The sequence below is a fragment of the Marinomonas sp. FW-1 genome (assembly GCF_005222245.1).
Taxonomy (GTDB): Bacteria; Pseudomonadota; Gammaproteobacteria; order Pseudomonadales; family Marinomonadaceae; genus Marinomonas; species Marinomonas alcarazii.
In genome coordinates, this window is record NZ_CP025987.1 from 3,664,378 (window position 1) to 3,690,000 (window position 25,623).

20 protein-coding genes and 2 rRNA genes (1 of these 22 only partly in view) are annotated in these 25,623 nt (G+C 43.6%); 7 read left to right on the plus strand and 15 right to left on the minus strand.

The window, feature by feature from the left end; genetic code table 11:
• Window positions 1–24: 24 nt before the first annotated feature.
• From C1X04_RS17005 to C1X04_RS17025, 5 genes are all read left to right on the plus strand, one after another.
• On the plus strand, window positions 25–630 hold the full coding sequence (locus C1X04_RS17005; RefSeq protein WP_137170561.1) for an SPOR domain-containing protein: 606 nt from the start codon (window positions 25–27) through the stop codon (window positions 628–630).
• Between the two features lie 120 nt (window positions 631–750).
• The gene (gene hslV / locus C1X04_RS17010; protein WP_110576860.1) at window positions 751–1,302 is read left to right on the plus strand and encodes an ATP-dependent protease subunit HslV; all 552 of its coding nucleotides are present in this window, start codon (window positions 751–753) and stop codon (window positions 1,300–1,302) included.
• A gap of 60 nt (window positions 1,303–1,362) precedes the next feature.
• Entirely contained in the window at window positions 1,363–2,685 is a 1,323-nt protein-coding gene (gene hslU / locus C1X04_RS17015) for an ATP-dependent protease ATPase subunit HslU (protein ID WP_137170562.1), read from the plus strand.
• A 73-nt stretch (window positions 2,686–2,758) separates the two neighbouring features.
• Complete coding sequence (locus C1X04_RS17020) at window positions 2,759–3,142, plus strand: gamma-butyrobetaine hydroxylase-like domain-containing protein (RefSeq protein WP_110576862.1); 384 nt, start codon at window positions 2,759–2,761, stop codon at window positions 3,140–3,142.
• A 38-nt stretch (window positions 3,143–3,180) separates the two neighbouring features.
• Window positions 3,181–3,804, plus strand: a complete 624-nt coding sequence (locus tag C1X04_RS17025; RefSeq protein ID WP_137170563.1) for an SCP2 domain-containing protein — start codon at window positions 3,181–3,183, stop codon at window positions 3,802–3,804.
• A 66-nt stretch (window positions 3,805–3,870) separates the two neighbouring features.
• Here C1X04_RS17025 and C1X04_RS17030 read toward each other — a convergent pair whose 3' ends face one another.
• From C1X04_RS17030 to ilvA, 11 genes are all read right to left on the minus strand, one after another.
• Window positions 3,871–6,492: a pitrilysin family protein gene (locus tag C1X04_RS17030; protein ID WP_175404970.1), complete on the minus strand. Its 2,622-nt coding sequence runs from the start codon at window positions 6,490–6,492 to the stop codon at window positions 3,871–3,873.
• A 134-nt stretch (window positions 6,493–6,626) separates the two neighbouring features.
• Window positions 6,627–8,711, minus strand: coding sequence for a peptidase domain-containing ABC transporter (locus C1X04_RS17035; protein WP_137170565.1), 2,085 nt, complete (start codon window positions 8,709–8,711; stop codon window positions 6,627–6,629).
• 4 nt (window positions 8,712–8,715) lie between these two features.
• Window positions 8,716–10,029 carry a cupin domain-containing protein gene (locus C1X04_RS17040; RefSeq protein WP_217494980.1) on the minus strand — a complete coding sequence of 438 codons (1,314 nt, stop codon included), beginning with the start codon at window positions 10,027–10,029 and terminating at the stop codon, window positions 8,716–8,718.
• A gap of 317 nt (window positions 10,030–10,346) precedes the next feature.
• On the minus strand, window positions 10,347–10,658 hold the full coding sequence (locus tag C1X04_RS17045; protein WP_110576866.1) for a hypothetical protein: 312 nt from the start codon (window positions 10,656–10,658) through the stop codon (window positions 10,347–10,349).
• Between the two features lie 263 nt (window positions 10,659–10,921).
• Window positions 10,922–11,113 (minus strand): response regulator transcription factor, encoded by a 192-nt coding sequence (locus C1X04_RS18905; protein WP_110576867.1) that lies wholly within the window; start codon window positions 11,111–11,113, stop codon window positions 10,922–10,924.
• Between the two features lie 20 nt (window positions 11,114–11,133).
• Complete coding sequence (locus tag C1X04_RS17055; protein WP_137170566.1) at window positions 11,134–12,423, minus strand: HlyD family secretion protein; 1,290 nt, start codon at window positions 12,421–12,423, stop codon at window positions 11,134–11,136.
• A 364-nt stretch (window positions 12,424–12,787) separates the two neighbouring features.
• Entirely contained in the window at window positions 12,788–14,530 is a 1,743-nt protein-coding gene (locus C1X04_RS18820; protein WP_110576869.1) for a PAS domain S-box protein, read from the minus strand.
• Between the two features lie 190 nt (window positions 14,531–14,720).
• Window positions 14,721–15,590 carry a DMT family transporter gene (locus tag C1X04_RS17065; RefSeq protein ID WP_137170567.1) on the minus strand — a complete coding sequence of 290 codons (870 nt, stop codon included), beginning with the start codon at window positions 15,588–15,590 and terminating at the stop codon, window positions 14,721–14,723.
• Window positions 15,591–15,613: 23 nt separating this feature from the next.
• Complete coding sequence (locus C1X04_RS17070; protein ID WP_137170568.1) at window positions 15,614–16,582, minus strand: asparaginase domain-containing protein; 969 nt, start codon at window positions 16,580–16,582, stop codon at window positions 15,614–15,616.
• A 134-nt stretch (window positions 16,583–16,716) separates the two neighbouring features.
• Complete coding sequence (gene argS, locus C1X04_RS17075; protein ID WP_110576872.1) at window positions 16,717–18,450, minus strand: arginine--tRNA ligase; 1,734 nt, start codon at window positions 18,448–18,450, stop codon at window positions 16,717–16,719.
• Between the two features lie 134 nt (window positions 18,451–18,584).
• Window positions 18,585–20,090: a threonine ammonia-lyase, biosynthetic gene (ilvA, locus tag C1X04_RS17080; protein WP_110576873.1), complete on the minus strand. Its 1,506-nt coding sequence runs from the start codon at window positions 20,088–20,090 to the stop codon at window positions 18,585–18,587.
• 298 nt (window positions 20,091–20,388) lie between these two features.
• On the opposite strand from ilvA, the gene rpiA reads away from it, so the two are divergent.
• The gene (gene rpiA, locus C1X04_RS17085; RefSeq protein WP_110576874.1) at window positions 20,389–21,060 is read left to right on the plus strand and encodes a ribose-5-phosphate isomerase RpiA; all 672 of its coding nucleotides are present in this window, start codon (window positions 20,389–20,391) and stop codon (window positions 21,058–21,060) included.
• An 85-nt stretch (window positions 21,061–21,145) separates the two neighbouring features.
• Here the strand turns inward: rpiA and C1X04_RS17090 are convergent, their stop codons facing one another.
• Window positions 21,146–22,114 (minus strand): zinc transporter ZntB, encoded by a 969-nt coding sequence (locus tag C1X04_RS17090; RefSeq protein WP_110576875.1) that lies wholly within the window; start codon window positions 22,112–22,114, stop codon window positions 21,146–21,148.
• Window positions 22,115–22,262: 148 nt separating this feature from the next.
• Between C1X04_RS17090 and C1X04_RS17095 the strand changes: the two genes are divergently transcribed.
• Window positions 22,263–23,222, plus strand: coding sequence for a class 1 fructose-bisphosphatase (locus C1X04_RS17095; protein ID WP_137170569.1), 960 nt, complete (start codon window positions 22,263–22,265; stop codon window positions 23,220–23,222).
• A gap of 101 nt (window positions 23,223–23,323) precedes the next feature.
• On the opposite strand, the gene wrbA is transcribed toward C1X04_RS17095, so the two are convergent.
• The 3 genes from wrbA to C1X04_RS17110 all read right to left on the minus strand — a co-directional run.
• Entirely contained in the window at window positions 23,324–23,920 is a 597-nt protein-coding gene (gene wrbA / locus C1X04_RS17100) for an NAD(P)H:quinone oxidoreductase (RefSeq protein ID WP_110576877.1), read from the minus strand.
• Window positions 23,921–24,354: 434 nt separating this feature from the next.
• Window positions 24,355–24,469, minus strand: a 5S ribosomal RNA gene (gene rrf / locus C1X04_RS17105).
• A gap of 185 nt (window positions 24,470–24,654) precedes the next feature.
• Window positions 24,655–25,623 (minus strand): 23S ribosomal RNA (locus C1X04_RS17110); it runs 1,918 nt beyond the window's last position.

Here is a 25,623-nt window from a genome sequence, read left to right on the forward strand (position 1 = left end):
TACACATAGCAAAAAGCCCAAATTATGTTTAGCCCCATTCAAATTGCAGCAAAAGGCAGCCGTCCCAAAAAAGGGGCGACTCGTCGAACGCCTCCCCCACAAAAACGCAAAACAGCGTGGTGGTTATGGCTACTAGTACCCGCCATCCTTGTCGCATTTATTTATGGTCTAATGCAACTTAACCAAGTCGCGCCAAAAACGGTCTCTGTACCAGTAGAGAAAACGAAAGTAGCGCCTAAACCTAAGCCTACACCGGCGAAAGAAGAGCCTATCAAGGTTGTTCCGAAGAAAGACACCTTCGAGTTCTACCAAATACTGCAAGACAGTAAAGTTGATACCAGTCATGTAGACGCTTATCAATCAACACCTCGTGGCGAGCAAGACTTTTATTACATGCTGCAAGCGGCTTCTTTCAGAAACCCTGAAGACGCTGATCGCATGCGAGCACAACTCATCCTATCTGGACTTGTCGAAAGCAGCATACGTAAAACCATAGGGCAAGATGAACAACCTTGGTACCGCGTGGTATTAGGCCCTTATGAATCGCGCTCCAAAATGAATCGCGCCGAAGACAAGCTCGTTTCAATGGACATCGCACCCTATTCTTACAAGGTCAAAAAAGAACAATAACGTTCCTCTCCATCTCGTATAGATTGCATACAGAAAATGGAAACAGATTCTGTATGCAATCCTTGCTTGAAATCCTTCTGCTCGCCCCCACTTTATTAGAATCGAAACTGGAGTAGACCCATGACAACGATTCTAACTGTACGTAAAGGCAACCAAGTCGTCGTAGGCGGCGATGGACAAGTATCTTTAGGCAACACTGTGATGAAAGGCAACGCACGTAAAGTGCGCCGCTTATACCATGGTGAAGTCATCGCTGGATTCGCTGGCGGTACAGCGGATGCTTTTACCCTATTCGAGCGCTTTGAAGGCCAACTTGAAAAACACCAAGGCCACCTTGTTCGTGCTGCCGTCGATCTTGCTAAAGACTGGCGATCAGACCGTGCACTACGCAAATTAGAAGCCATGCTCATCGTCGCCAATAAAGAAAGCACCCTAATCATCACAGGGACTGGCGATGTAGTCGAGCCACAACACGGTGCATTAGCCATTGGTTCTGGTGGCAATTACGCAGAAGCCGCTGCGCGCGCTTTAATTGACAACACAGAGTTAAGCGCCAAAGACATCGTCGAGAAAAGCCTTAACATTGCTGCGGACATCTGTGTCTTTACCAACCACAGTCTAACCATCGAAGAAATTACAATAGACCCACAGCTTGAAGACAAATCCGCCTAGGATGTCTGCTAACAAAGCGACATAGTCAACATAATTCAAGAATAGAGAAGAGAATTGATAATGAGCAGCATGACCCCAAGAGAGACGGTTAACGCCTTAGACAACCACATTATTGGCCAACAAAAAGCCAAGCGCGCTGTTGCTATCGCGCTGCGCAATCGCTGGCGTCGCATGCAACTTCCAGAAGAGATGCGAACAGAAGTCACCCCTAAAAACATTCTAATGATAGGACCAACAGGGGTTGGTAAAACCGAAATTGCTCGTCGCTTAGCGAAGCTGGCCAATGCGCCTTTCATTAAAATCGAAGCCACTAAGTTCACCGAAGTGGGTTATGTGGGTCGCGATGTAGAATCCATTATTCGTGATCTAGTTGAAATGGCAATTAAAATGCTGCGCGAACAAGAAACAGCCAAGTTGCGTCACAAAGCCGAAGACGCCGCAGAAGACCGCATTCTTGATGTGCTATTGCCACCAGCCCGTGGCGGCGACCCAGAATTAGAAGACAACAGCACACGTCAAACCTTCCGTAAGAAATTACGCGAAGGCCAACTAGACGATAAAGAAATCGACATTGACGTGGCCGATGCGCCAATGGGCGTCGAAATCATGACCCCACCAGGCATGGAAGAAATGACCAGCCAATTGCAAAACCTGTTCTCTAATTTTGGCTCGCAAAAAACCAAAAAGCGCAAAATGAAAGTAAAAGAAGCTTTGCGTCAGGTTCGTGATGAAGAAGCGGCAAAACTGGTTAACGAAGAAGAATTGAAAGCCCGCGCAGTCGAAGCTGTGGAGCAAAATGGTATCGTCTTCTTAGATGAAATCGACAAAGTTGCCAAAAGTTCAGAACGTTCTGGTGGTGAAGTATCACGTGAAGGCGTACAACGTGACTTATTACCATTAGTCGAAGGTTGTACTGTCAGCACCAAATACGGCATGATAAAAACCGATCATATCCTATTTATCGCGTCTGGTGCTTTCCACTTATCAAAGCCTTCAGATCTGATTCCTGAGCTACAAGGCCGTCTACCGATTCGTGTTGAGCTAGATGCGCTTACAGTCAACGATTTCAAACGTATTTTGGTCGAGCCAAGCGCCTCTCTAACGAAACAATATGTGGCACTGGCAAAAACAGAAAATATCAATTTGAACTTCACTGAAGAAGGGATTCATCGTATTGCTGAGATCGCCTTTCAAGTAAACGAGCGTACAGAAAACATCGGTGCTCGCCGCTTGCATACGGTGCTTGAACGCTTGCTTGAAGAAGTCTCTTATTCCGCCAGCGACATGCCTGATGATCAAGTTGTCGATATTACCGCGGCATACGTTGATGAGCAGCTTGGTGAGATTGTTAAAAATGAAGATTTGAGCCAATACATACTGTAATTGAATCATCTTTCTAAAAAGACAAGTTCTTCTTGAAAAACAGCCCCGTTAAGGGGCTTTATAGGACAAAACCATGGCAACACCTGCGCCAACGTCGATTAACTATCATAAGCAATCCCGTGAATTGGCCATCACCTTTGCGGATGGGCAGAGCTTTCGCCTTAGTGCTGAATATCTGCGAGTGCATTCACCTTCAGCCGAAGTTCGTGGGCATGGGTTACAAATGCCCATTCTGCAATATGGCAAAAAACACGTGGCTATTAATAACATCGAAGGCGCAGGCAATTATGCTCTAAAAATTTCCTTTGATGACGGGCACGATACTGGTCTCTATACTTGGGAGTATCTCTACAACATTGGCAAAAATCATGATGAGCTGTGGCAAATGTACCTAGACCGCCTTGAAAAAGAAGGTCAGACGCGTGACACTTCAGTGATTCAAATCCACCAGCTTTAGTTTTAACCGTATTCAAGCCACTATTGGGAAGATATTTTATGGGCTCACTCAGTTTATCGGCACTCAGCGCCATTGAAAATGCGATCAACCTCGCCCTTAAACAAGACACACCGTCCCAAGAACGTCTAAGCAAATTAGCAGGACAACAAGTTTTTCTTTATATAGAAGACTTCGCTTTTATTTTGCAAATTCATATCCTCGAACAGGGAGTGATGCTAGACCGCCCAGAAAGTTTGGATGAAATCGAGCTCGACCCACGACTAGATACCCTTGTTAAAGGCCCGAGTGCAGCCTACAGAAAACTGCTAGAAGGCGATGGTTTCTTTGATGGCGACCTACGCATACAGGGTAATGCTCAAGCCTTGATGACACTTCACAAAGTAATGGAAAACTTCGAATTCGATTGGGAAGGATTGCTAGCAGATCACATCGGCGACTTACCAGCAGCAACCCTAGCACGCTTGCTTCGCGCTCAGTGGTCTTGGAGCAAAGAATTCACCACCAATGCCAGAATGCAACTAGTTCAGCATCTACAAACCGATAGCCAACTGCTACCTAGCAAAATTGAATTCGACCACTTCGTCGATGAAATGGAACGTTTCGGCACCTTAATTGATCGCGCTGAAGCTAAGTTGAGAATACTTGAGAGAGGCCGTCTTTAAAGTAATATTAGCCAGCATGAAAGTAATGTATGACTCTCATGCTGGAAATGCGTTTAAACGTTAACCTTACTTCGGCACAGCCAAAATCTCTACCATTTCATCCACTTTAAAATAACGACTAGCTACTTCATTGACTCCGTCTAAAGTCACGCCTGCGTATTCATTGTTGCGGTCAATCCAAGATTCCATTGTCGTCCCTTCAGCCAGTTGTTTTGATAATAGATCAAGAACCTTAATTTCATTATTTAAGGTTTGACGGCGACTATCCAGTATCGTTGATTTGGCTAGATCCAACTCATATTGAGAGATACCAAAGTCCGCTATTCGAGCAACTTCCTCTTTAACAGCATCGGCTAACCGCATACCTTGCCCAGCGGAAAAGTCTCCTCGGATACTCACAAAAGCATAGTCGCCTTGAGTTGGTACACGTATCGATGAGCGAATGTCATAGGAAAGTTGTTCTTGCTCACGCAATCGTCTACTCACACGAGACGTTAGTGGATGTCGACCGAGCACATGCTCGATAATAAAAAGCTCTGCACCTTCTACCGACTTACTATTTGCTGCAAAGTAAATACGCCCATTGTAGTAACCAGAGTTCGAGCTCGACTTGAGTGACTGACGAATAGGCATATGATTATTATGCATTATGACTATTGGCTCGTAGGTTGATCGACTCATCCAGTTGCCAAACAGTACCTCTAGTGCTTCTTTTATTTGCTCAGAATCAAAATTTCCACTAATCGCCACCTCCCCATGCTGGGCACCATAATAGTCTCTATGAAATTGTTGTACCGTTTCTCGAGTTACCTTTTCAAGCTGCTGCAGCATCTCCTTTGGCTCTAGGTGGCGTCTAACATCCTGTTGCGAATAGTGTTGTTCCGTATAGCGTCGCAACGCTCTATTTACAATATCTACAGGCTGAGTAACCGGAGTCATTAAGGCTTGCATTTGCTGCCTTTTAACCAGATCAAACTCTCTCTCAGTAAAAGCAGGAACTTTTAACACCTCAGCGATCAAGCCTAGCACCTCTGTTACCTTACCAGATGGACTAGCAAAGCGAACACTTAACATTCCGCGCTTAGGCATAACATGAAAACCTGCGCCCAATTGATTCACTCTATCTATCAGTTCTTGATAGCTGCGCTTATGTGTTCCTCTGATCAGCAAAGTGCCAACAAGGTCTGATACAGCTTGGGTTCCTTTCAGAGTGTCTGGGTTACCAAAACGTAGATTAAGATGCCCTCTAATCAGGTCTTTACTGTCTGGTAAGGGACGTAACGCCACTTTCATGCCATTGCTCAGGTTATCACGCAGAATACTACTTTCTATTGTTCTAATATAAGCATTGAACTCCTCAACATCTGGCATATCTAACTCTATCGCTGCTTTTTCACCAGCAGCTCCCCCTAAATACCTCTTTGTTGATGTTGCACTTCTGTCACTACTTAGCGGCTCTTTAGTATTATCTGAAACACTATTCACTTCCTGCAGCGCTAGCAAATAACCCACAACAGGCTTTTTATCAGCCAATAGAGTCTCAACGTGAACTTGTAATTGTACAGGTGTGAGTTTCTCAACTTGATCATGGCGCTGAAAGTTGAGCAACCAATTCCCCTGTGCAGCGGCTTCAGACAGTACGTCCGATAAGCTGGCAGCATCATTTAAGATCAAGTTTTTAAGAGGGCGTCTCATCGTCTGAATACGCGCTAATTCCTCCATCGGTATTGGTTGCTCTCGTAGCCGTTCTATTTGAGCGATAAGCTCTTGCTGAATAACCTGCGGCGATTGCCCTTGCCCTAATACTGCCCCAATTATCACTTGCCCTCCTTGCCGAAAAAATTGGGGAATGACAAAAACAGATTGGGCTTTTCCTGGGACAACAAGTGATTGATAAAGCCGTCCATGAGGTTCACCTGCTAACATTTCGGCAAGTGCAACCAATGCGGTATTACGCTCATCCTGACTAGGTGGTAACTCATAACTCAAAGCCAATATATTCAGCCCTCCCTGCTGAACGTGAATAGTACTTTCTGTATTTTTCGAAGGAATATATTTGATGCTGTGGATAGCATGAGCAGAAGGCTTAATTTTCGCGAATCGATCATGCACGGATGAAAGGGCTTGATCTAAGTCAAAACCACCTGTTAACACAAGCACAGCATTATTAGGATGGTAATAGTTGGTATGAAATTGACGCAGGTCTTGCAGCTTAACACTTTGTAATTCATCATAGCTGCCAAGAACAGAACGTCCGTATCCTTTTCCACTCCATGCCTCTGCTAGCAACTGCTGACTAAACATGGCTACCGCATCATTTTTTGCTTTAGCAATCTCTTGACGAATAACCTCTACTTCGACATTCATATCAGATTCTGAAAAAACGGGAGCCGACATACGCTCTGCTTCCAGCTCTAACAGAAAATCCAACTTTCTATAATCTGCATTTAATCTAGCGGAATAGCGAGTTCGATCAAAACTGGTCGTTGCATTGAACTGAATGCCTTGCTCTTGCAAACCCGCCAGAAGCTGCGGCCCTGTGCGCTGCGTTGTACCCTTATACATCATGTGCTCAAGAAAATGCGCCGTACCAGAAGCGCCTTCAGGGTCAGCTAAACTGCCTGTCAAATACACAAGGTCGGCATGAATGACTTTCTGATCAGAATCGGGGGCTAACAAAATGCTCATGCCATTTTTTAACCGGTACTCGTAAATTCCATCCCAACTTCTGATCAGCTCGGGTGAGGCTTTTGTTTGAGAAAAAACAAAAACGAATAAAACAAACACTATATACCGCAACATTAGCTTATCCTTATTAGCTATTATGCAACTTCGTCCGCATCTAGACGAATGTCTTCTGTTATCTTTCCTTGCTCGAGATGAATAATCCGAGAAACCATGGCAACCGTTTCTCTACGGTGGGCAATAACGACTCGTGTCATGGACAATGACTGTAAGTTACTCACAACATGCTGTTCGCCATGTAAATCTAAATGGCTGGTCGCCTCATCCAATGCCAAAATACTAGGTTGCTTATACAACGCTCTTGCTAATAAAAGCCGCTGCTTTTGTCCACCAGATAAACCACTCCCCATTTCAGCGACTAACGTTTGGTAGCCCATTGGCATATTTATAATAGCTTTATGAATATTGGCTTGCTGTGCAGCGGTTTCGATACGCTCTTGGGTTGAGCCAGCCTCGAAACACGCTATATTTTCAGCAAGAGAACCAGCCATGAGCTGATCATCTTGCATCACCACACCAACTATATTCCTTAAAGCCGTTGGTCCCAGCTGACGAATCGAAATACCACCGATACGAATATCACCCTCGGTTGGTTCTAACAGCCCTAACATGAGCTTAAATAAAGTAGACTTGCCGCAGCCAGAACGACCGACTAGGGCAACCGCATCACCAGCCTCAATTGTGAAGGATAGATCTTTAATGACCCAACGCTCGCCATCAGCATATCGAAAAGATACATTTTTAAACTCGATACGTGGCTCTATCCTGCTAAGGTCCGTTTCGATTGCAATATCTGACTCTGGTGTTTCAAGAGCAATATCAGCCAAGCGCTCTCCATGTAAAGATAGCATTTTGATTTCAATTCCAAGATCGATCAGCTTGCTTGCGCGAGTAGTAAATTGACTTTTGTAAGCAAGGAACGCCAACAACATCCCTAACGTTAGGGTGTTACCTAAAACCGCAACTCCACCGACGTACAGAAGCAACATTCCCTCTAAACCAAAAATCAACGTATTGCAGCCACCAAATACCAACAACATTTTTTGGGTTCTAAGATCTCGATTCTGCACATCGGTCAGTAAGTTTTGCCAGGTAGCCAATCGTAAGGGTGTTGAATTGAAGAGTTTCAAAGGCTGGACGGCACGAATAGTTTCTAAAAAATACGCATTTTCTCTTGTCGCTAAAACGATACGCTCTTCCATAGCATGTCGTAAGGGCACATAAAAAGCCCAACGAAGAAGTACATATAACGCAACCGCAGTCAGAACGATCACAGTCAACATTTTACTATAGAGTGTCATCAGTGTGAGCGTGATCAAAGCAACCAGTGCATCAAGCAAGATAGTCACAGCACCATTTGTAATAACGGCACGAATAGCATCTAAGGATTGAAAGCGGGCCGTAATATCACCCAAATGCCGTTTTTCAAAAAAAGACCAAGGCAGTCTCAATAAGTGGTGAAAGAAATTACTGGTCCATTGCAGCGTCAGCTGTTGGTTTAGCCTGAGCCCCATCCATCCCCTTGCCATGCGCAAGACAAAGTCAATCACCAACAAAAGGCAACCACCGATGACAACTAACAACAATAAATCATAATCAGCCGAAACCAAGGCATGATCAACAACCCATTGCATAACTTGTGGCGATAACAGAGCAACAACTTCTAAAGCTAAAGCAAGCATAAGGATATTTACCAGAGCCCGTTTTAAACCAAGAACATGTCCAGTTAATTCGCGAAGTCGTAAACGAGGCTTCTTTTCTGCAGACTGGAATCTTGAATTTGGCGTCAGTTCTAGAGCAACCCCAGTAAAGCAACGAGAGACCTCGTCCATTGTTAATGTTCTTCGTCCCGCAGCAGGGTCCAGAATCGTCACCTTCTGCGCCCCTACCTTTTCTAGCACAACAAAATGATTCAAGCTCCAGTGGAGGATGCAAGGCAGACGAAGTTGCTTCAACTCATCTAATTCCAACCGAACTGGGCGACTAGAAAAATCTAATGACTGCGCATAATGAAGGATTTGTGGAAGACTGGTACCTTTAACTGAGATAGAAAAGCGTCGCCGTAGGGTTGGAAGATCTAAGTACGAGCCATAAGCACTGGCAATCATAACAAGACAAGCAAGTCCGCATTCATGGCTTTCTGATTGAAGAATAGCTTTCATTTTATCAAACCATGTTCAGGGTAGCATTATTGTCTTCCGAACCAATGACCACACTGTCAGAAACTGAAATCAACTCTAGTACATCATTCAATGCAAGTTGAAATAATAATTCGTGAAGTTTATTTCTAGGATAGTTTGAGAATACAGATAGAACATCGCTGATGGTACAAGCCTGATGCTTATTTATATAGTTAATAAGCTTCTGACTAATCTCATCTAAGTTTATTTTGTTACCATTCACTATCACAAAGTTATTAGAAAACGGATAGAGTAAATTCACATTAAGTCTAATTCTTTGAGTCATTTCCAGTTGACTTATCTTACCATTGGCAAGAGTACCAAGTGATATTGGCGAATCAACTCGATGCTGCCCTATATAATCTTCCATAAACTGTTCATAAGTCGATTCATCAGACATTAATAAGGCAAACTCTTTTCCGAATCGATCTAATAATTTCTTACTTTCTTGAAAACCATGTAAATTATGACGACCATCGATAATATTAGGAGCTTTTCGTATAAGCCAATTAATATAGTCAAAACCCGTTGGTGCAAAAGTTCCAACAGCTAAATGAAACGTTTCTTCTCCCATGGGAATAGGATTATGCCACCAGCCTCGAGGTACATATAAAATATCGCCCTCTTCAAGTACAACATCTAAATAAACCTCTTCTGGTTCCTCAGCATCTGGCATATCTTTCGTTTGCTGCATGTACAAAGGGAGTTTGAAGGTTGGTTCTTTTAAAATCCAACGCTTACGGCCTTTTAACTGAACCGCAAAGACGTCACGCGTATCCCAATGACAACGATAGGAGGGCTTAGCACTGAATGCAGCATAACCACTGGTAATGACCTGCGCTTGAGCGAAATTAGCTATTTCCCGAGAAATATTGCTTATAAAGGGCTCATTTCGAATACGATTATAAACCAGAGTTGCCCCATTTCTCATATAATCATAAATAACAGGTTTTATATAACGATATTCCACTCTTCCTACATTAATATAGGACTCTAAATACTTTGATTTTGGTACCTCATGACCATTCATTAGTTTAAAGCTAGGATCAGATGCGTCTGCCCTCTCATACATTTCACTAATATCTTTCCAAGACAAATCAATATCAGATACGATATTTTTAAAAAGGAAAGGTTTTTTATAAATATGGTTAGAAAAAAATTTATCCCTATAGGTATCGAACAAAATCAAAATCCTTTTAAGATCAATAAGAAAATCATACTGATTATATTTTGTAACATCCGAACAATAATCAGAGCCATCAGCTACATTTCCTGCAGCCCCTCCAGCAATAGAAGACAACACTGTCGTCCTAAGAATATGGGGGATAAGGGGCTTACCAAAGCAGCAGTTCCACCAACAACTGCAGCTGTCGTAGCTCCTTGCACTGTTGGCTGATTACCTTGAATTGAATTAACTATTAGTTAGATAATCGACATCAGCTACTACTGCTTTAACTGCCACTACAATAAAAAACAAAGAAACTAGTAAAAGATAAAATGATACCTCCGACGACACCACCAAGAATTACCTTGAAAACCATTATAAAAAGATCATATGACTTATTTTTCAAAGCGCACTACCTTTAGAAAATTTAATGCATTGAATTCATCATATATTTAGTAGCTTGTACCATCGCTAGAACAATAATTCGAGCCATCCATAGAGTCCAAAACATTTCCAGCTACCGCTCCACCAGTAGAAGAAAGTACAGACGTTCTAAGAGAACTCGCCCCGCCTCCTGACAAAGCCCCAACTGAAAAAGATGTAATAAGGCCTTTTTGTGTTATCTCTTGACCTTGAATTGCATTAGTTATGGTATAACCCAAAGCACTCGACACACCACCTACAGCCATTTTTACAGGAACCGTAACTAATGGACCAACACCTCCGCCAACACACTCTAAATCAGCTATATTAAGCTCTCTCATTTATCCCCCTATCAAGAAAACATTTATAAAAAATCAACAATGAGACTTCCTAAGACCCCACTAATCACACCTACAAAAATAATTCTTAATAAAACCTTTAAAACCGATTTAAAAAAAATATTTTTTTTAATTCCCAAAGGTGACTCCAAAATAAAAAACTATATTTTCGTAAAAATATCACTAACACTAGTCATAAAGAATGTATTATTACAGACATAAAATTAAAATAAAATCCTACAGATGTAGGGGGTTTAAAGTCGTCGTTATTTAAAATATTCACCGTAATAAATTGATACCAGCTGCTGTCTAGATGAAACCCGCTTCTTTCGAAGCAGTGAGGAAATATGATCTCTCACTGTGAAATGACTGATATTAAGCTCAGCAGCAATTTTTTTATTGCTTTTCCCCTCGGCTAAAATCTGTAGAACTTCCTTTTCCCGACTTGTTAAATTCATTATTTTCTCACTGATTCAATTCAAATCTTTCGTACAACTGAATAAATAGGATCGAGTATCCATTCATAAATTCTGCGCGTATCCTGCTTAATATCGGCTTCAAGCTGCATACCTGGGAGTAAAGGCTGAGAATACCCATGATGCTGGGAGTTTATCGCCACAGTAACCTTATAAAAGTTCTGCGCTTGATTTTGCGTGACTACAGTATTCTGCAGAATACTAGCAATGTGTGTGGGGAGTTCTTGGAGTGAATATGGACTGCTGGCAATATTCATAATACGTCCTTGCGCCATGCCAAATTTCTGATATGGGTAGGCTGTGTAACGGAGCGAAACACTTTGATCAATGGCTATAAAACCCACTTGACTGGGAGTGATGTATAGGTCAGCTTGTAGCTTACTATTCTGGGGCACTAGACTAGCCATTAAAGTATTGATCGTGACTTGCTGACCTGCTTGAATATTTAAACCTGTTACTTTTCCACTAAAAGGCGCTTGTATTATTTGCTTTGAGCGCACAGTGTTCTCAGCTATTTCCTGCTGTAATAACGCCAATCTTTGTTCAGCGTCCGTCATCTGACGTTGATATTGCTCTTCTTGATCTTGGCGTTGAGCGATTAACTCTAAACGATTATTTTCTAAGCTACTTTGGCTACGTATGAGAGATTGCTTCTGGCTAGCTAAAACTAATAACTCTGCTTCTGCATTTTGTAATTCAAATTCAGCAACATGCCTTTGATCATGTAGGACTCGCAAGCGGTTAAGACTCTTTTCTGCTAGCCCCTCTCTTCGCTCTAACAAATCAATTTCAACGTCAAATTGCGATTTTTCCAATTCCATCGAAGAAAGGCGAAGTGCGAATAATTTTTTCTGGCGAGCAAATCTGACTTTGGCCTGTTCTTTGTCTTGTTTTATTAAAGACTCTCGCAGTGCCAGCGTTTCCGCTAAAAGGTTTTGTAATTCACCGATACTGGAAACTCGCTCATCAGTGACTGTGAATAAGGGATCACCAGCGTTAACAAACTGACCTTCTCTGACCTTCACCTCTTCGACTTGGCCCTGTACTGGAGCTAGAATTCTAAGCACACCCTGACTTGGAACTAGAATACCCGGAGCCCTCACCTTTTGAGTATGAATACCAAAGAGTACAAATGCTATTACAAGAATAACGAGCAAAACTGCAACGAGTACAACCCATACATAGTTTGCAGGCTGATGAATAAGCACTTGCCCCATATGAGAGCGCTGCTTCTCATGTAAGACTTCTTGCCTAAATAGAGAAGAGTTTGGTTGGCGATTTGTTTTATCCATAAATACAATTTACTAATGACATCCTATCAATTTTGATAGTTTTACATAAATATAATGGTAATAAAACCCATTATCATTAAGTTCATCATACAGATTTGATAAAATCAAAACTCGCATACTGGCGCAAAACCAAGTTCGTCCTATCGAAAATTATTGAATGGCGATGGTTTCTTTGACGGTGACCTACACTTTCAAGGTAATGCTCAAGCCCTAATGACAAGGCATAGAATAATTTTAACTGGGAAGAGTAGAACGCTTCGGCACCTTGATTGATCGCGCTGAAGCTAACTAAGTTGAGAATCCTTGAAAAAAGAAAAAGTCAGGCTAGCTAAGTTAGCCTGACTTTTGATTTTTCATTCAGAACTTAGTTGTCTATCTTCTTCAGTAGCTCAGCAAGCTCATCCACTTTTGAGAGCGTATCACTCACTAAACCGTCGATTTGATTACTTGAATTCTTAGAGTTAGCAGCCAGAGATCGCACTTCGTCAGCAACGACAGCAAAACCTCGCCCCATCTCTCCTGCTCTCGCGGCTTCAATAGCCGCATTTAGAGCCAGTAGGTTAGTTTGCTCAGAAATGCCGTTGATGGTGCTAACCATCTCACTGATTTTATTACTCACCGCAACCACTTCAGACATTGCTTCTTGAGTTTTGATAACCGTCAATTTGCGATCTGTAATATCAATACCAAAATAAACATATTGGGTTACTTCACCCTTAAAGTTTCGCAAAACACATAATTTGGCATCGATACTGAGTACCTCGCCATTACTCTTTATATCCGTCTGTAAACTTAAACTACCCTTTTTGTTTAGCTCTGATTTCTGGTTGTCCGTTAATCTGTTCATGATATACAAACCAAAATCTGCGGCTTTCATGAGACCTTGAAGTTTGCTCTCTATCAGGGTATTCGCTTTGATTAGGGAGAATTTCGTATCAAGCTCAATCATTACCAACGCTTCACTAATCGCATCTAGCTTGCGTGTAAAATCCAGCGCCATTTGCTTAACTTGGGTAATATTTGCTTGCACGGAAATAAAGTTTTTAACGTTTCCTTCATCATCAAATACTGGGTTAATTGAAAGAGAAACCCAATACGGATCACCACTCTTAGCGTAGTTAAGGATTTCATCGTAAAAAGGCTCTTTTTTAGCAATATGGCGGCGTATATTGTCTACTGTTGCAGGATTAGTTTCATGACCTTGTAAAATAGTCCCTGGCTTTTTGCCACGAACTTCATCCATTTCATAGCCAGTTAAACGTTCGAACCCTTGGTTAACATATTCAATCAAACCTGAAGCATTAGTAATAATAACGGCGTTATCAGTTTCATTTGCCACCAAGGACAACATTTCTCGCTCAGCTCGTTGTTTAACTTCTTCGGTAACGTCTTTGACAAAAGCTGTGTACAACGTACCTTCATCAAGCTCAATCTTTGATAGCGATAATTGCCCCCAGACCACCTGCTTATCTTTGCGTTCGATTTTAATTTCTCGGCTAGTGCCAACAATTTTATCGACACCTGTACGGCGGTTTCGATCAATTAATTCGTCATGCTGGGATTGTATTGCTGCAGGCACAAGCATTTTAACATTATTGCCAATCACTTCCTCTTTCGTATAACCCCAAAGTTTCTCAGCGGCTTTATTGTATAACGTCACACAGTTTTTTAAGTCAATACAGACAACTGCGTCTAATGCTTGTTCTAGCGTTTGCCTTGTTATCTCTTGTTCACGTCGTTCATTGGTGACTTCTCTAACAAATGCCGTGTAATGTTTCTGTTTACCCACCAGCACCTGAGATAAAGATAATTGCACCCAAACTCTTACGCCGTCTTTTCTTTGTAGTTGTACTTCTCGGGAACTGCCGACAATTTTATCATCGCCAGAGTCTCTATGGTGTTGAACATACCCATCATGATTTGCTCTTAGTTCATGAGGTATAAGCATCGCCACATTTTGCCCAATCACTTCCTTACGGCTATAACCCCACAGTTTCTCTGCAGCGGGGTTAAAAAAAGTCACCGTATTTTTCGTATCGATTGTAATGACCGCAATAATACTCTGCTCTAGCGCTTGTTTTTCACTACTATTTGCAAACAACCCCATATACCCACCTACTAAAATCCATCATTAAAAACATAAAATGCAAACAAATTTAATAGTAGTCGTTTAATAACAAATAGCATGTTAACCAATGTAGTTTTTTTATAAGAAACTAAAGCATATCGTGATTTTATTTAAACACACCAAAACGAAGCTCAATGGATTGTCATAGAAAAACACGTTCTTTTCCCTTTCATTTATCGCTGGATTTTGCCCGACTAAAGTAAACCCCAAGAATCGTAATCACAAAACCGATAATCTGAACCGCTGTCATGGACTCACTAAATAAAAAATAACTTTCTACTGCCGCTAGCGGGGGCGCTAATAACAACATAGTGGAAACTTGTGATGCTCGGACTTTTCTTAATAACCACACCATTAAGAAAACACCACCGCCAGATAACACCAGCACGCCCCAAATTACTAATAAGAAAGATTCCAGCTGCACGACAAACAACGTCTCACCGAGTAACAGCATAAAGCCAATCGAGACGACACTCGCAGCGAGGTTTTGAATCGCCATGGAACTGAAAATATCAGACGATGAGATGGACATCTTTTGATAAGTCACACCAAGAGACAAGGTAAATATCGCTGCACACGCTAAGGCAAACGTCAGCAAAGTCACGCCGCCATGACTCATATCCAGCTCTAGCGCGGGACTGATTACTAACACTAGCCCAACAATACCAATCAACATGCCGATTACGCCTTTCAGAGAGGTTTTCTCTTTGATCAACAAGAAGGCAAGCAAAGTCACCAATGCAGGCTGCAACGCCCCAATTAAGGCCATAACGCCAGCGGGCAAGCCTTTTGCAATGGCCACATAGGCAAAGCCTAAGTAAAAACCATTCATCAACATACCCGCAATAATGTGCTTGGGAAGCTCATTCCACATTGGAAAGCGCCGACGCTGCCCTAGGGCAATAGCAAGAAATAACAAACCCGACAAAACGAAACGGATACTCAAAAAAACGTTAGGATCAATCCGACCGACGATGAGTTTGCCCGTAATAAAACCCGTTGACCAAATCAGTACTAAAAGCACATATAAAAATGCCATGCAAAATCCCTTTTCGCTTTTCTTTATACGAAGCAGTGTTTAATTTCTTCGCTCGACAGACCCAACCCTATCAAAAAACTCAACTTAACAAACGCGGCTTCATAGGTTATGTCTTGCCCAGAAACCACTCCTGCCTTAACCAAAGCTGATCCTGCAGCATAAGCTCCAGCCGCCACACTACCTGCGCCACATTGGCTCACATTCACAATGACCACACCGCGCTCTGTTGCCGTGCTCAACAGTGCTAGCAGAGCTGGGTCCTTATCCGGAGCGTTGCCTGCACCATAGCTTAATAGCACAGCACCTTTTACTTGGCCGTTAAGCAAGCCTTGCCAGTGCTCGGCCTGAACCCCAGGAAACACCGGCAAAATAGTCACAGCGCCCTCTTCCATCTCTGGGATTTGAATAACCACTGGCTTTTGCGCACTCTCATTAGATCTCCAACGCCAATCAATGCCTAATACACCGCGCTCTGGGCAGTTCGGAGAACTGAAAGCTTGCCAGTCACTGGTGTGCGCTTTATGGGCGCGATCACCTTCTATCAAGCGTCCTGCAAAAAACAAGAAGACACCTTGCACGCCTTCCTCACACGCTGAAATCGCGCCCATCACATTAATCATTGCATCGGTGCGCACTTTATACATAGGTACTTGCGAGCCAGTCACGATAATGGGTTTATTACTGTGAGCAAACATAAAAGACAACGCCGCCGATGTGTACGCCATTGTGTCAGTGCCATGCAGCACGATAAAGGCATCGAAATCATGCCATTTGCTTTCAATATCACGGGCAATGGTTTGCCAGTCTTTCGGCGTCGCATTGGATGAATCGATCAAAGTTGGATAACTGGCAATCACAAAGTCGTGGGCAAGCTCATCGGATGCGTTTAAGTGTTGAGCTAGATGGTCAGCAAATGCCGCATCGGGTACTAAGCCTTGATCCGAAGGCACCATACCAATCGTGCCGCCTGTATAGGCAATATAAATCTTCATCTGCTGATTCTTCCTCTTTGTTAATCCTCTTTTATGTGCGGATTATGTCACTTAAGATTAAAAATACAAAAGGCGCTAATCCACTAGAAAAGCGCCTTTTATTATCTTCATTAAAACAGAACGATAGAGAGATTTTACATACGCTCTAGTGTTTCAATCCCTAGCAAAGATAAGCCAAGCTTCAGTGTAGAAGCGGTATTCAACGCCAATTGTAAACGACTATGCTTCACGTCGTCTTCGGCATTCAAAATTGGGCAAGCTTCGTAGAAAGTCATAAAGGTACCGGCTAAATCGTACAAGTAAGAGCACAAGAAGTGTGGCATACCATCGTTCGCGACTTGTTGAATAGCTTCTTCGAACTGACACAATTTCATCGCCAAGGCTCGCTCTTGCGGCTCTTCAACAGAAATATCACCTGTCAGGCTCGCTAGATCGATCTCAGAACGTTTAACAATACTTGCCACTCGTGAATAAGCGTACAACAAGTAAGGCGCTGTGTTGCCTTCAAAGCTCAACATGCTGTCCCAATTGAAGACGTAATCACTGGTACGGTTTTTCGACAAATCCGCGTATTTCACCGACGCAATACCGACCACACGACCAATGTTACGAAGTTCTTCTTCACTCATTTCTGGGTTCTTCGACGCCACCAATTGGTAAGCACGTTCCTGCGCTTCTTCCAATAAAGATGACAATTTCGCTACGCCACCAGAACGAGTTTTGAAGGGTTTGCCATCGCTGCCCATCACGGTGCCAAACGGCATGTGTTCCAATTGTGTTTCTGGTTTCACAAAGCCGGCTTTACGAGACAAAGTGAAGATCTGTTGGAAATGCAAAGACTGACGAGCATCAACGAAATACAACACACGATTAGCATTCAACGTATGCTGACGGAAGCGCACGGCCGCCAAATCAGTGGTGGCATACAAGAAACCGCCACCAGTTTTCTGAACGATAACAGGCGTAATTTCGCCTTCTTTATTGGCAAACTCTTCCATGAATACACACTGTGCACCGTTGGATTCTTGCAGCATACCTTGTTCTTTCAGCTCGTTAACAACATTCGCTAAATCATCGTTATAAGCACTTTCTGGCATCACGTGTTGGCGTTCCAAAGACACGCCGAGCATCTTATAAGTCTCTTCACAGTGCGTAAGAGAGATATTGATAAACTCATCCCAAAGCGCCAAACACTCTTCATCACCAGATTGAAGGGCAACAACTAACTCACGAGAGCGAGTAGCGAAGGCTTCATCTTCATCGAAACAGGTTTTCGCCGCGCGATAAAAGCTTTCCAAGTCCGACAAGGCCATGCTGATCTTAGCGTCTTGTGCTCGCAAACGCTCCATGTACGCCAACAACATACCAAACTGAGTTCCCCAGTCACCCACGTGATTTTGGCGAACCACGTGATGGCCTAAAAACTCCAATGTACGAACAACAGCATCACCAATAACCGTTGAACGAAGATGACCAACGTGCATTTCTTTGGCAAGGTTTGGCGAAGAGTAATCAACAACAACCGTTTCTGGCGCTTCTACCACTGGAATATCTAAACGCTCGCTGGTGCGTAATTGCTTCAGCTCAGCACCTAGCCACGCATTTTTCAGGAAAATGTTAATGAACCCTGGTCCTGCAATCTCGACCTTATCGGTAAGGTCAGAGAGATCTAACTTATCCAAAGTGGCTTGAGCGAAGTCACGCGGGTTCATTTTCAGCGCCTTAGCTGCCCCCATAATGCCGTTGGCTTGGTAATCACCAAATTGAATTTTTGCCGACTGGCGAACTAACGCTTGCGCAGTATCAGGTGCGCCAGCCGCAACCATAGCCGCTTGAATGCGCTGATTTAGAAGAGTTTGAATATTCACAAGGGAGACCTTTAAACAGTATATATGCCGCTAGTGATGGCGACACATCAGAATCACACAGCCCTCTGACTGGTGACAGTCAGAGGGCTGAATTCAAAAAAACGTTGCGCTAATGATAACCGATTTTCACGCTTTTAGCGAAAGAACAGCTTACAGGCTTCGTTGTTATTTTCGTCTTGATACGGATAGCCCAACTCATCTAAAAATTGCGTCACATCTGTTTCTTCACCTACCGCTTGTAATCCCACCAGTACTCGGCCATAAGCATCACCATGATTACGATAATGGAACATGGAAATATTCCATTGTCCGCCTAGGGTATTCAAAAACTTCAGCAAAGCACCAGGACGCTCAGGAAATTCGAAGCTGTACAACAACTCCCCTTTATCGCTGCGTAAATGCCCGCCGATCATATGACGTACATGCACTTTGGCGGTTTCATCGTCGGTTAGGTCGACTATTCCATAGTCTTTCAGGTCTTCCAGTAATTCTTTACGGCTGTGTGGGCTTCCGCCCAAAGCAACGCCAACAAAAATAACGGCTTGCTGGTCATCTCCATAACGGTAATTGAACTCAGTGATGTTACGCCCCACCAAGGCTTGGCAAAAATCTTTAAAGCTACCAGGTTGCTCTGGGATTTTTACCGCAATGATGGCTTCACGCTTTTCACCCAACTCCGCCCGCTCAGACACGTGACGGAGGCGGTCAAAGTTCACATTCGCACCGCTGTTAATGGCGATTAACGTTTGGCCTTTCGCGTCTTCTCGCTCGATGTATTTTTTCAAACCTGCCAAAGCACACGCACCTGCAGGCTCTGTAATCGCACGAGTATCATCGTAAATATCTTTAATCGCGGCACACATTTCATCCGTCGTCACTGTGATGACTTCATCGACAGTATCTTTGGCGATAGCAAAAGTATTTTGACCAATTTCCGCCACTGCCACACCTTCTGCGAAAATGCCTACAGTAGGCAGGCGTGTAGGCTGACCCTTTTCCATAGCAATTTTCAAACAAGCAGCGTCTTCTGGCTCAACACCGATGATTTTAATATCAGGGCGCAAATATTTTACATATGCCGCAACACCTGCAATCAAACCGCCACCGCCAACAGGAATGAAGATAGCGTCGATATTGCCTTCATGCTGATGCAGAATTTCCATGCCAATCGTACCTTGGCCTGCAATGGTGTCCAAATCATCAAATGGATGAACATAAACTTGGCCTGTTTGCTCCATAATTTCGCGAGACTTAGCCGACGCTTCATCAAAGGCATCACCGAACAACACAACCTCTGCGCCATGATTTCTTACCGCGCTAACTTTTACTTCTGGCGTAGTTGCAGGCATTACTATAGTGGCGTGAATCCCTAATTTCTTCGCCGCCAATGCCAAACCTTGGGCATGGTTGCCTGCTGAAGCCGCAATCACACCACGAGCACGTTCTTCTGGCGTTAACTGACAAATCTTGTTGTATGCCCCACGAATTTTGAAAGAGAAAACTGGCTGTAAATCTTCTCGTTTCAAAATAATCTCGTTGCCCAATCGGTTAGACAATTGATTGGCTCGAGACAGTGGTGTTTCTACAGCAACGTCATAAACGCGTGCCTGTAGAATTTTTTTAATCATGGTATGAGGCATAGTGCTTCCTAAACGAATATAAATCGACAACATGATGTTCTTAGCGACATCTAAGCTGACTGCTAGTCAAAAAAAACCGAGTAGGAAATATACTCTTTCAACTCTCTTGGCGCAAAGACAGATAACCTCTAAATCGATATGAAAAAAGCATAGAATCGTTAAATTGGGCGATCAAGGAGGGGTAACAATCGCCTGTTTAAGCGCCTATAATATCGTCACCATAAGAGGTGACTTACCAACAAAGATAAGTCAAATTGACCGCCCCCTAGAAAATGATAAATAAAAGGTGCACACCGCCATGACCCAAGACGAATTAAAACAAGCCGTTGCTGAAGCTGCGGTAGCTTACATTCTGCCAATGTTAGAGACCGACACCATCGTTGGGGTTGGCACGGGTTCCACTGCCAATCTTTTTATTGACGAACTGGCCAAACACAAAAATTTATTTGATGGCACAGTAGCAAGTTCAGAAGCGTCAGCAGAGCGACTTAAAAAACACGGCATACCTGTTTATAACCTCAACAGCGTGGATAGCATTCGTGTGTACGTTGACGGTGCGGATGAATCAAATGATCATCTACATTTAATTAAGGGCGGTGGTGCTGCATTAACTCGAGAGAAAATCGTGGCAGCATGCAGTGACGAGTTTGTCTGTATTGCAGATGAATCCAAGCTAGTAAAATTACTGGGTGATTTTCCACTACCTGTAGAAATCATTCCAATGGCTCGCGGTCACGTCGCACGTGAATTAGTCAAACTAGGTGGGGATCCGGTTTATCGTGAAGGCGTTGTTACAGACAACGGCAACCATATTTTGGATGTCTATAATTTAGAAATCCTTGATCCTATTGCGCTTGAAAAAAGCATCGACGGTATTGTTGGTGTGGTAACAAATGGCTTGTTCGCAAAGCGTTCTGCGGATATTTTGTTGCTGGCGACAAAAGACGGCATCAAGACAATCAAAAAGTAACCTGACTGCATGCAAAGCCTCGAAAGTTATTGAGGCTCTGCAATACTTTAATAATCCAGCATTAGCACGCTGCGCCTAAAATGACTTAAAACCAGCGGCTTTTGCGCATCAATATAAACTGACCGCCGCCTAGTGCCACCAAAACCACACAGAACACCCAAAAAGCTGCACCACTGTCTGTACCTGGCATGCCGCCAATATTGATACCAAACAACCCCGTTAAAAAGCCAAGTGGCATAAAAATACCCGATAGAATAGACAGTACATACATACGAGCATTCATCTTCTCGCCTTGTAAGTTGGCGAACTCTTCTTGCATTAACAAACAACGTTCACGTAGCGACTCTAGTCCCTCTACATATCGTGTTATATCGTTGGCAGCTTCATGCACTTGTGATGTTTGATCCGGTGTCATCCAAGTAAGCGACTCTTGTGCTAATTTATTAATGGCTTCTTTCTGCGGTACAAGAAAACGTCTTAAACGAATAGTTTCAAGTCGACGCTGTACAAGAGAATCACGCTGATCAGCTTCAATTCCCTCTCCAATACTTTCCTCTAAGTCTGATAATTCATCTTCAAGATCATGGATTATTTTCGCCATTCGGCCAGTCAGCGTTTCGGTTAACGTAGCCACAATGTCGCCGGTATTCAGCGGACCTTCGTTATTAACAAGATTCTTCACGGTATCTTGCACAGACAACAACCGACGGCGACGGCTAGAAACAATAAAGTTAGGCGTTACCCACAGACGTAATGACACCATGTCTGAAGGATTCGAGTCAGGATTTAAATTCACCCCTCGTAATGTCAGCAATAAACCGTTCCCCATTCTCACTGCGCGAGGACGCGTTTCTTCTGCGAATAACGCTTCTACTGCGGTCTCGGGAATCCCCTCTAAACTTGAAAGCCAATCGAACCCTGCCTCTTCAAGACAATCTAAGTGTATCCAGCGACAACCACTTTCAGGAACAACTGTTGGCAAATCAAGTGGCGATAAAGCCGTCGCGCCACCTTGACCGTTTAATTCTAAATGATGAACGATAAAATCAGGCATAAAGATTCCTTTTCAGTATTTTGCATAGATTATCCGAAAACATCTGTTTCCCCTATTTATTTTGCCTACATATTCCTACCTTGGCTGACACCCAATGTCTAGAGTGGCATAATTTAAACAACTTCAAATAACAAGGAAATGCCAGATCATGCAAAACCTACCTGATGTTTTAGCATCCAGCGCGACACCAACGTCATTACAAGCCGTGTTAACAGTAACAACTGATACCTGTATCGCGATATCTGACGCACTAAAACAAGGCTCGCTAGCAGGAATTTTAGGTATGGCCGGCAATGAAAATGTTCAGGGTGAAGAACAAAAGAAACTGGATGTTATTTCTAACGACATGCTAAAAGACGCCCTACTTGCCTGCCCTGCTGTTAGAGCCATTGCCTCAGAAGAAGAGGACCACATTGTTCCTGCTAACACGGATGGTGAATACTTTATCGCCTTTGACCCATTAGACGGCTCATCGAATATCGATATTAACGCTATGGTCGGAACCATTTTCTCCATCTACCGCCAAACGGGTGATAAGCCAGCAACTGAAGAAGATTTCTTGATCCCTGGTAAAGAACAAGTAGCTGCTGGCTATGTTCTATATGGCCCATCAACCATGTTAGTTCTTACCACTGGCAATGGCGTAAACATGTTTACTTTCGACCCAGTTAATCAGATTTTCACACTGACTAACGAGAACGTTCAAGTAGCAAAAGACACCCAAGAATTTGCCATCAACATGTCGAACCAACGCTTCTGGTCTGCCAATATGCAGAACTACGTGAATGATTTAGTAAAAGGCAAAGATGGAACACGTGATAAGAACTTCAACATGCGCTGGGTCGCTGCCATGGTAGGTGACGTACATCGTATTCTTTGTCGTGGCGGTATCTTCATCTATCCTTGGGATAACAAAGATCCATCTAAAGCTGGCAAGCTACGTCTAATGTATGAAGCTAACCCAATGGCCATGCTGCTAGAACAAGCTGGCGGTAAAGCACACACGCACACGCAGCGTATTCTAGATATCCAACCAGAGGCCATTCACCAACGTGTCGCCGTCATTCTAGGCGCAGCAAATGAAGTGGATAAGTGCCTAAGTTATTAACAAAACAGAAATAATGGGCTTTTTGTAGTCCATTGTGGATAGGTTAACCAAATCAAAAAAGGGCAAGCGTTTCCGTTTGCCCTTTTTTATTTTAAATTGCTTTATGCGCTTAATTTAGCCGCAATCTCAGCCACATGCTTACCTTGGAATCGAGCCATCGCTATTTCTTTATCTGAAGGCATACGACTACCATCAGCACCTGCAATGGTTCCCGCTCCTAGAGGTGATCCCCCTTTGACTTCACTTATATCCGCCAATTCTGGGCAAGAATAAGGTAATCCCACAACGACAAAACCATGATGAAATAAAGTCGTATGAAAAGACTGTACAGTGGTTTCATTGCCGCCACCCGTACCAGTGGAAGTAAAGACACTGCCCACTTTACCAACGAGCTTGCCTTGAGCCCACAAACCGCCAGTCATATCTAGGAAGTTACGCATTTGAGACGCCATATTACCGAAGCGGGTTGGCGAGCCAAAAATAACAGCATCATAATCCGCCAACTCTTCAGGCTTAGCAACGGGAGCTTGCTGATCCAACTTGATACCCGCATTCTTCGCCACATCTTCCGGCATCAACTCAGGCACGCGCTTAACATCGACATGCGCACCGCCACTACGAGCACCTTCGGCCACCTCTTGCGCCATTTTTTCAATGTGACCATAGCTTGAATAGTAAAGAACCAATACTTTTGTCATCTCAAACTCCTTCCTTTATTTAAAATGTCATTTCATTGTAGACCTGATTTCCAAAAATTAAAGGGAATAGTTAGAGTTCAAACTTATTTGAACTTTATTTGGACATTAATGAAGACTATCTTCAAAAACCAACCTAACAAGACAAACATAAATGAATTGGTGAGCAAATAGAGAAGCGAGTGATAAGGGACAACCTATTCTGATAGATGACACAGGCAATCTCTTTTAATGACGCGCCCAGATAGACAAATAAGGCGTCTTCTTTTGATGACTCGCGCAGACGCGTCGAAGAATGAGACAGGCGCAAGCGGGGCACAAAAGAGCAAGCCACGGTTGCAGCAAGAGCAAACCATTGCTGCGTGCACGTGAAGACGGCTAACCGCAGACGAAAAAAGCCCTGACAGCATCAGCTATCAGGGCTTTCTTAATATAAAGCTTGACGACGACCTACTCTCACATGGGATCTCCCACACTACCATCGGCGATGGCGCTTTTCACTTCTGAGTTCGGGATGGGATCAGGTGGTTCAACGCCTCTATGATCGTCAAGCAATTCGTTTTGCGTTTTGTTCTGGCTGGACTTTTTTCGTCTCACCACAACACGCGAATACGTGCTTGGATCTTTAACAATTCATTTTGAAATAGTGATAACCAAGTATCAAACCGATGCTCATCATTGCTGATGCTTTATCGTAATCTGTGTCTTTTGTGTTTCTAAAACCACTTTGGTGTTATATGGTCAAGCCTCACGAGCAATTAGTATTGGTTAGCTCAATGCCTCACAGCACTTACACACCCAACCTATCAACGTCCTAGTCTCGAACGGCTCTTTAGGGGACTTAGGTCCCAGTGAGATCTTATCTTAAGGGAGGCTTCCCGCTTAGATGCTTTCAGCGGTTATCCCGTCCGAACATAGCTACCCGGCAATGCCACTGGCGTGACAACCGGAACACCAGAGGTTCGTCCACTCCGGTCCTCTCGTACTAGGAGCAGCTCCTCTCAAATCTCAAACGTCCACGGCAGATAGGGACCGAACTGTCTCACGACGTTCTAAACCCAGCTCGCGTACCACTTTAAATGGCGAACAGCCATACCCTTGGGACCGGCTTCAGCCCCAGGATGTGATGAGCCGACATCGAGGTGCCAAACACCGCCGTCGATGTGAACTCTTGGGCGGTATCAGCCTGTTATCCCCGGAGTACCTTTTATCCGTTGAGCGATGGCCCTTCCATACAGAACCACCGGATCACTAAGACCTACTTTCGTACCTGCTCGACGTGTCTGTCTCGCAGTTAAGCGTGCTTTTGCCTTTACACTCTATGCATGATTTCCGACCATGCTGAGCACACCTTCGTGCTCCTCCGTTACTCTTTGGGAGGAGACCGCCCCAGTCAAACTACCCACCACACAGTGTCCTCGATCCGGATTACGGACCTGAGTTAGAACCTCAAACATACCAGGGTGGTATTTCAAGAGTGGCTCCACGGTAACTGGCGTCACCGCTTCAAAGCCTCCCACCTATCCTACACAAGTAGGTTCAAAGTTCACTGTGAAGCTATAGTAAAGGTTCACGGGGTCTTTCCGTCTAGCCGCGGATACACAGCATCTTCACTGCGATTTCAATTTCACTGAGTCTCGGGTGGAGACAGTGTGGCCATCGTTACGCCATTCGTGCAGGTCGGAACTTACCCGACAAGGAATTTC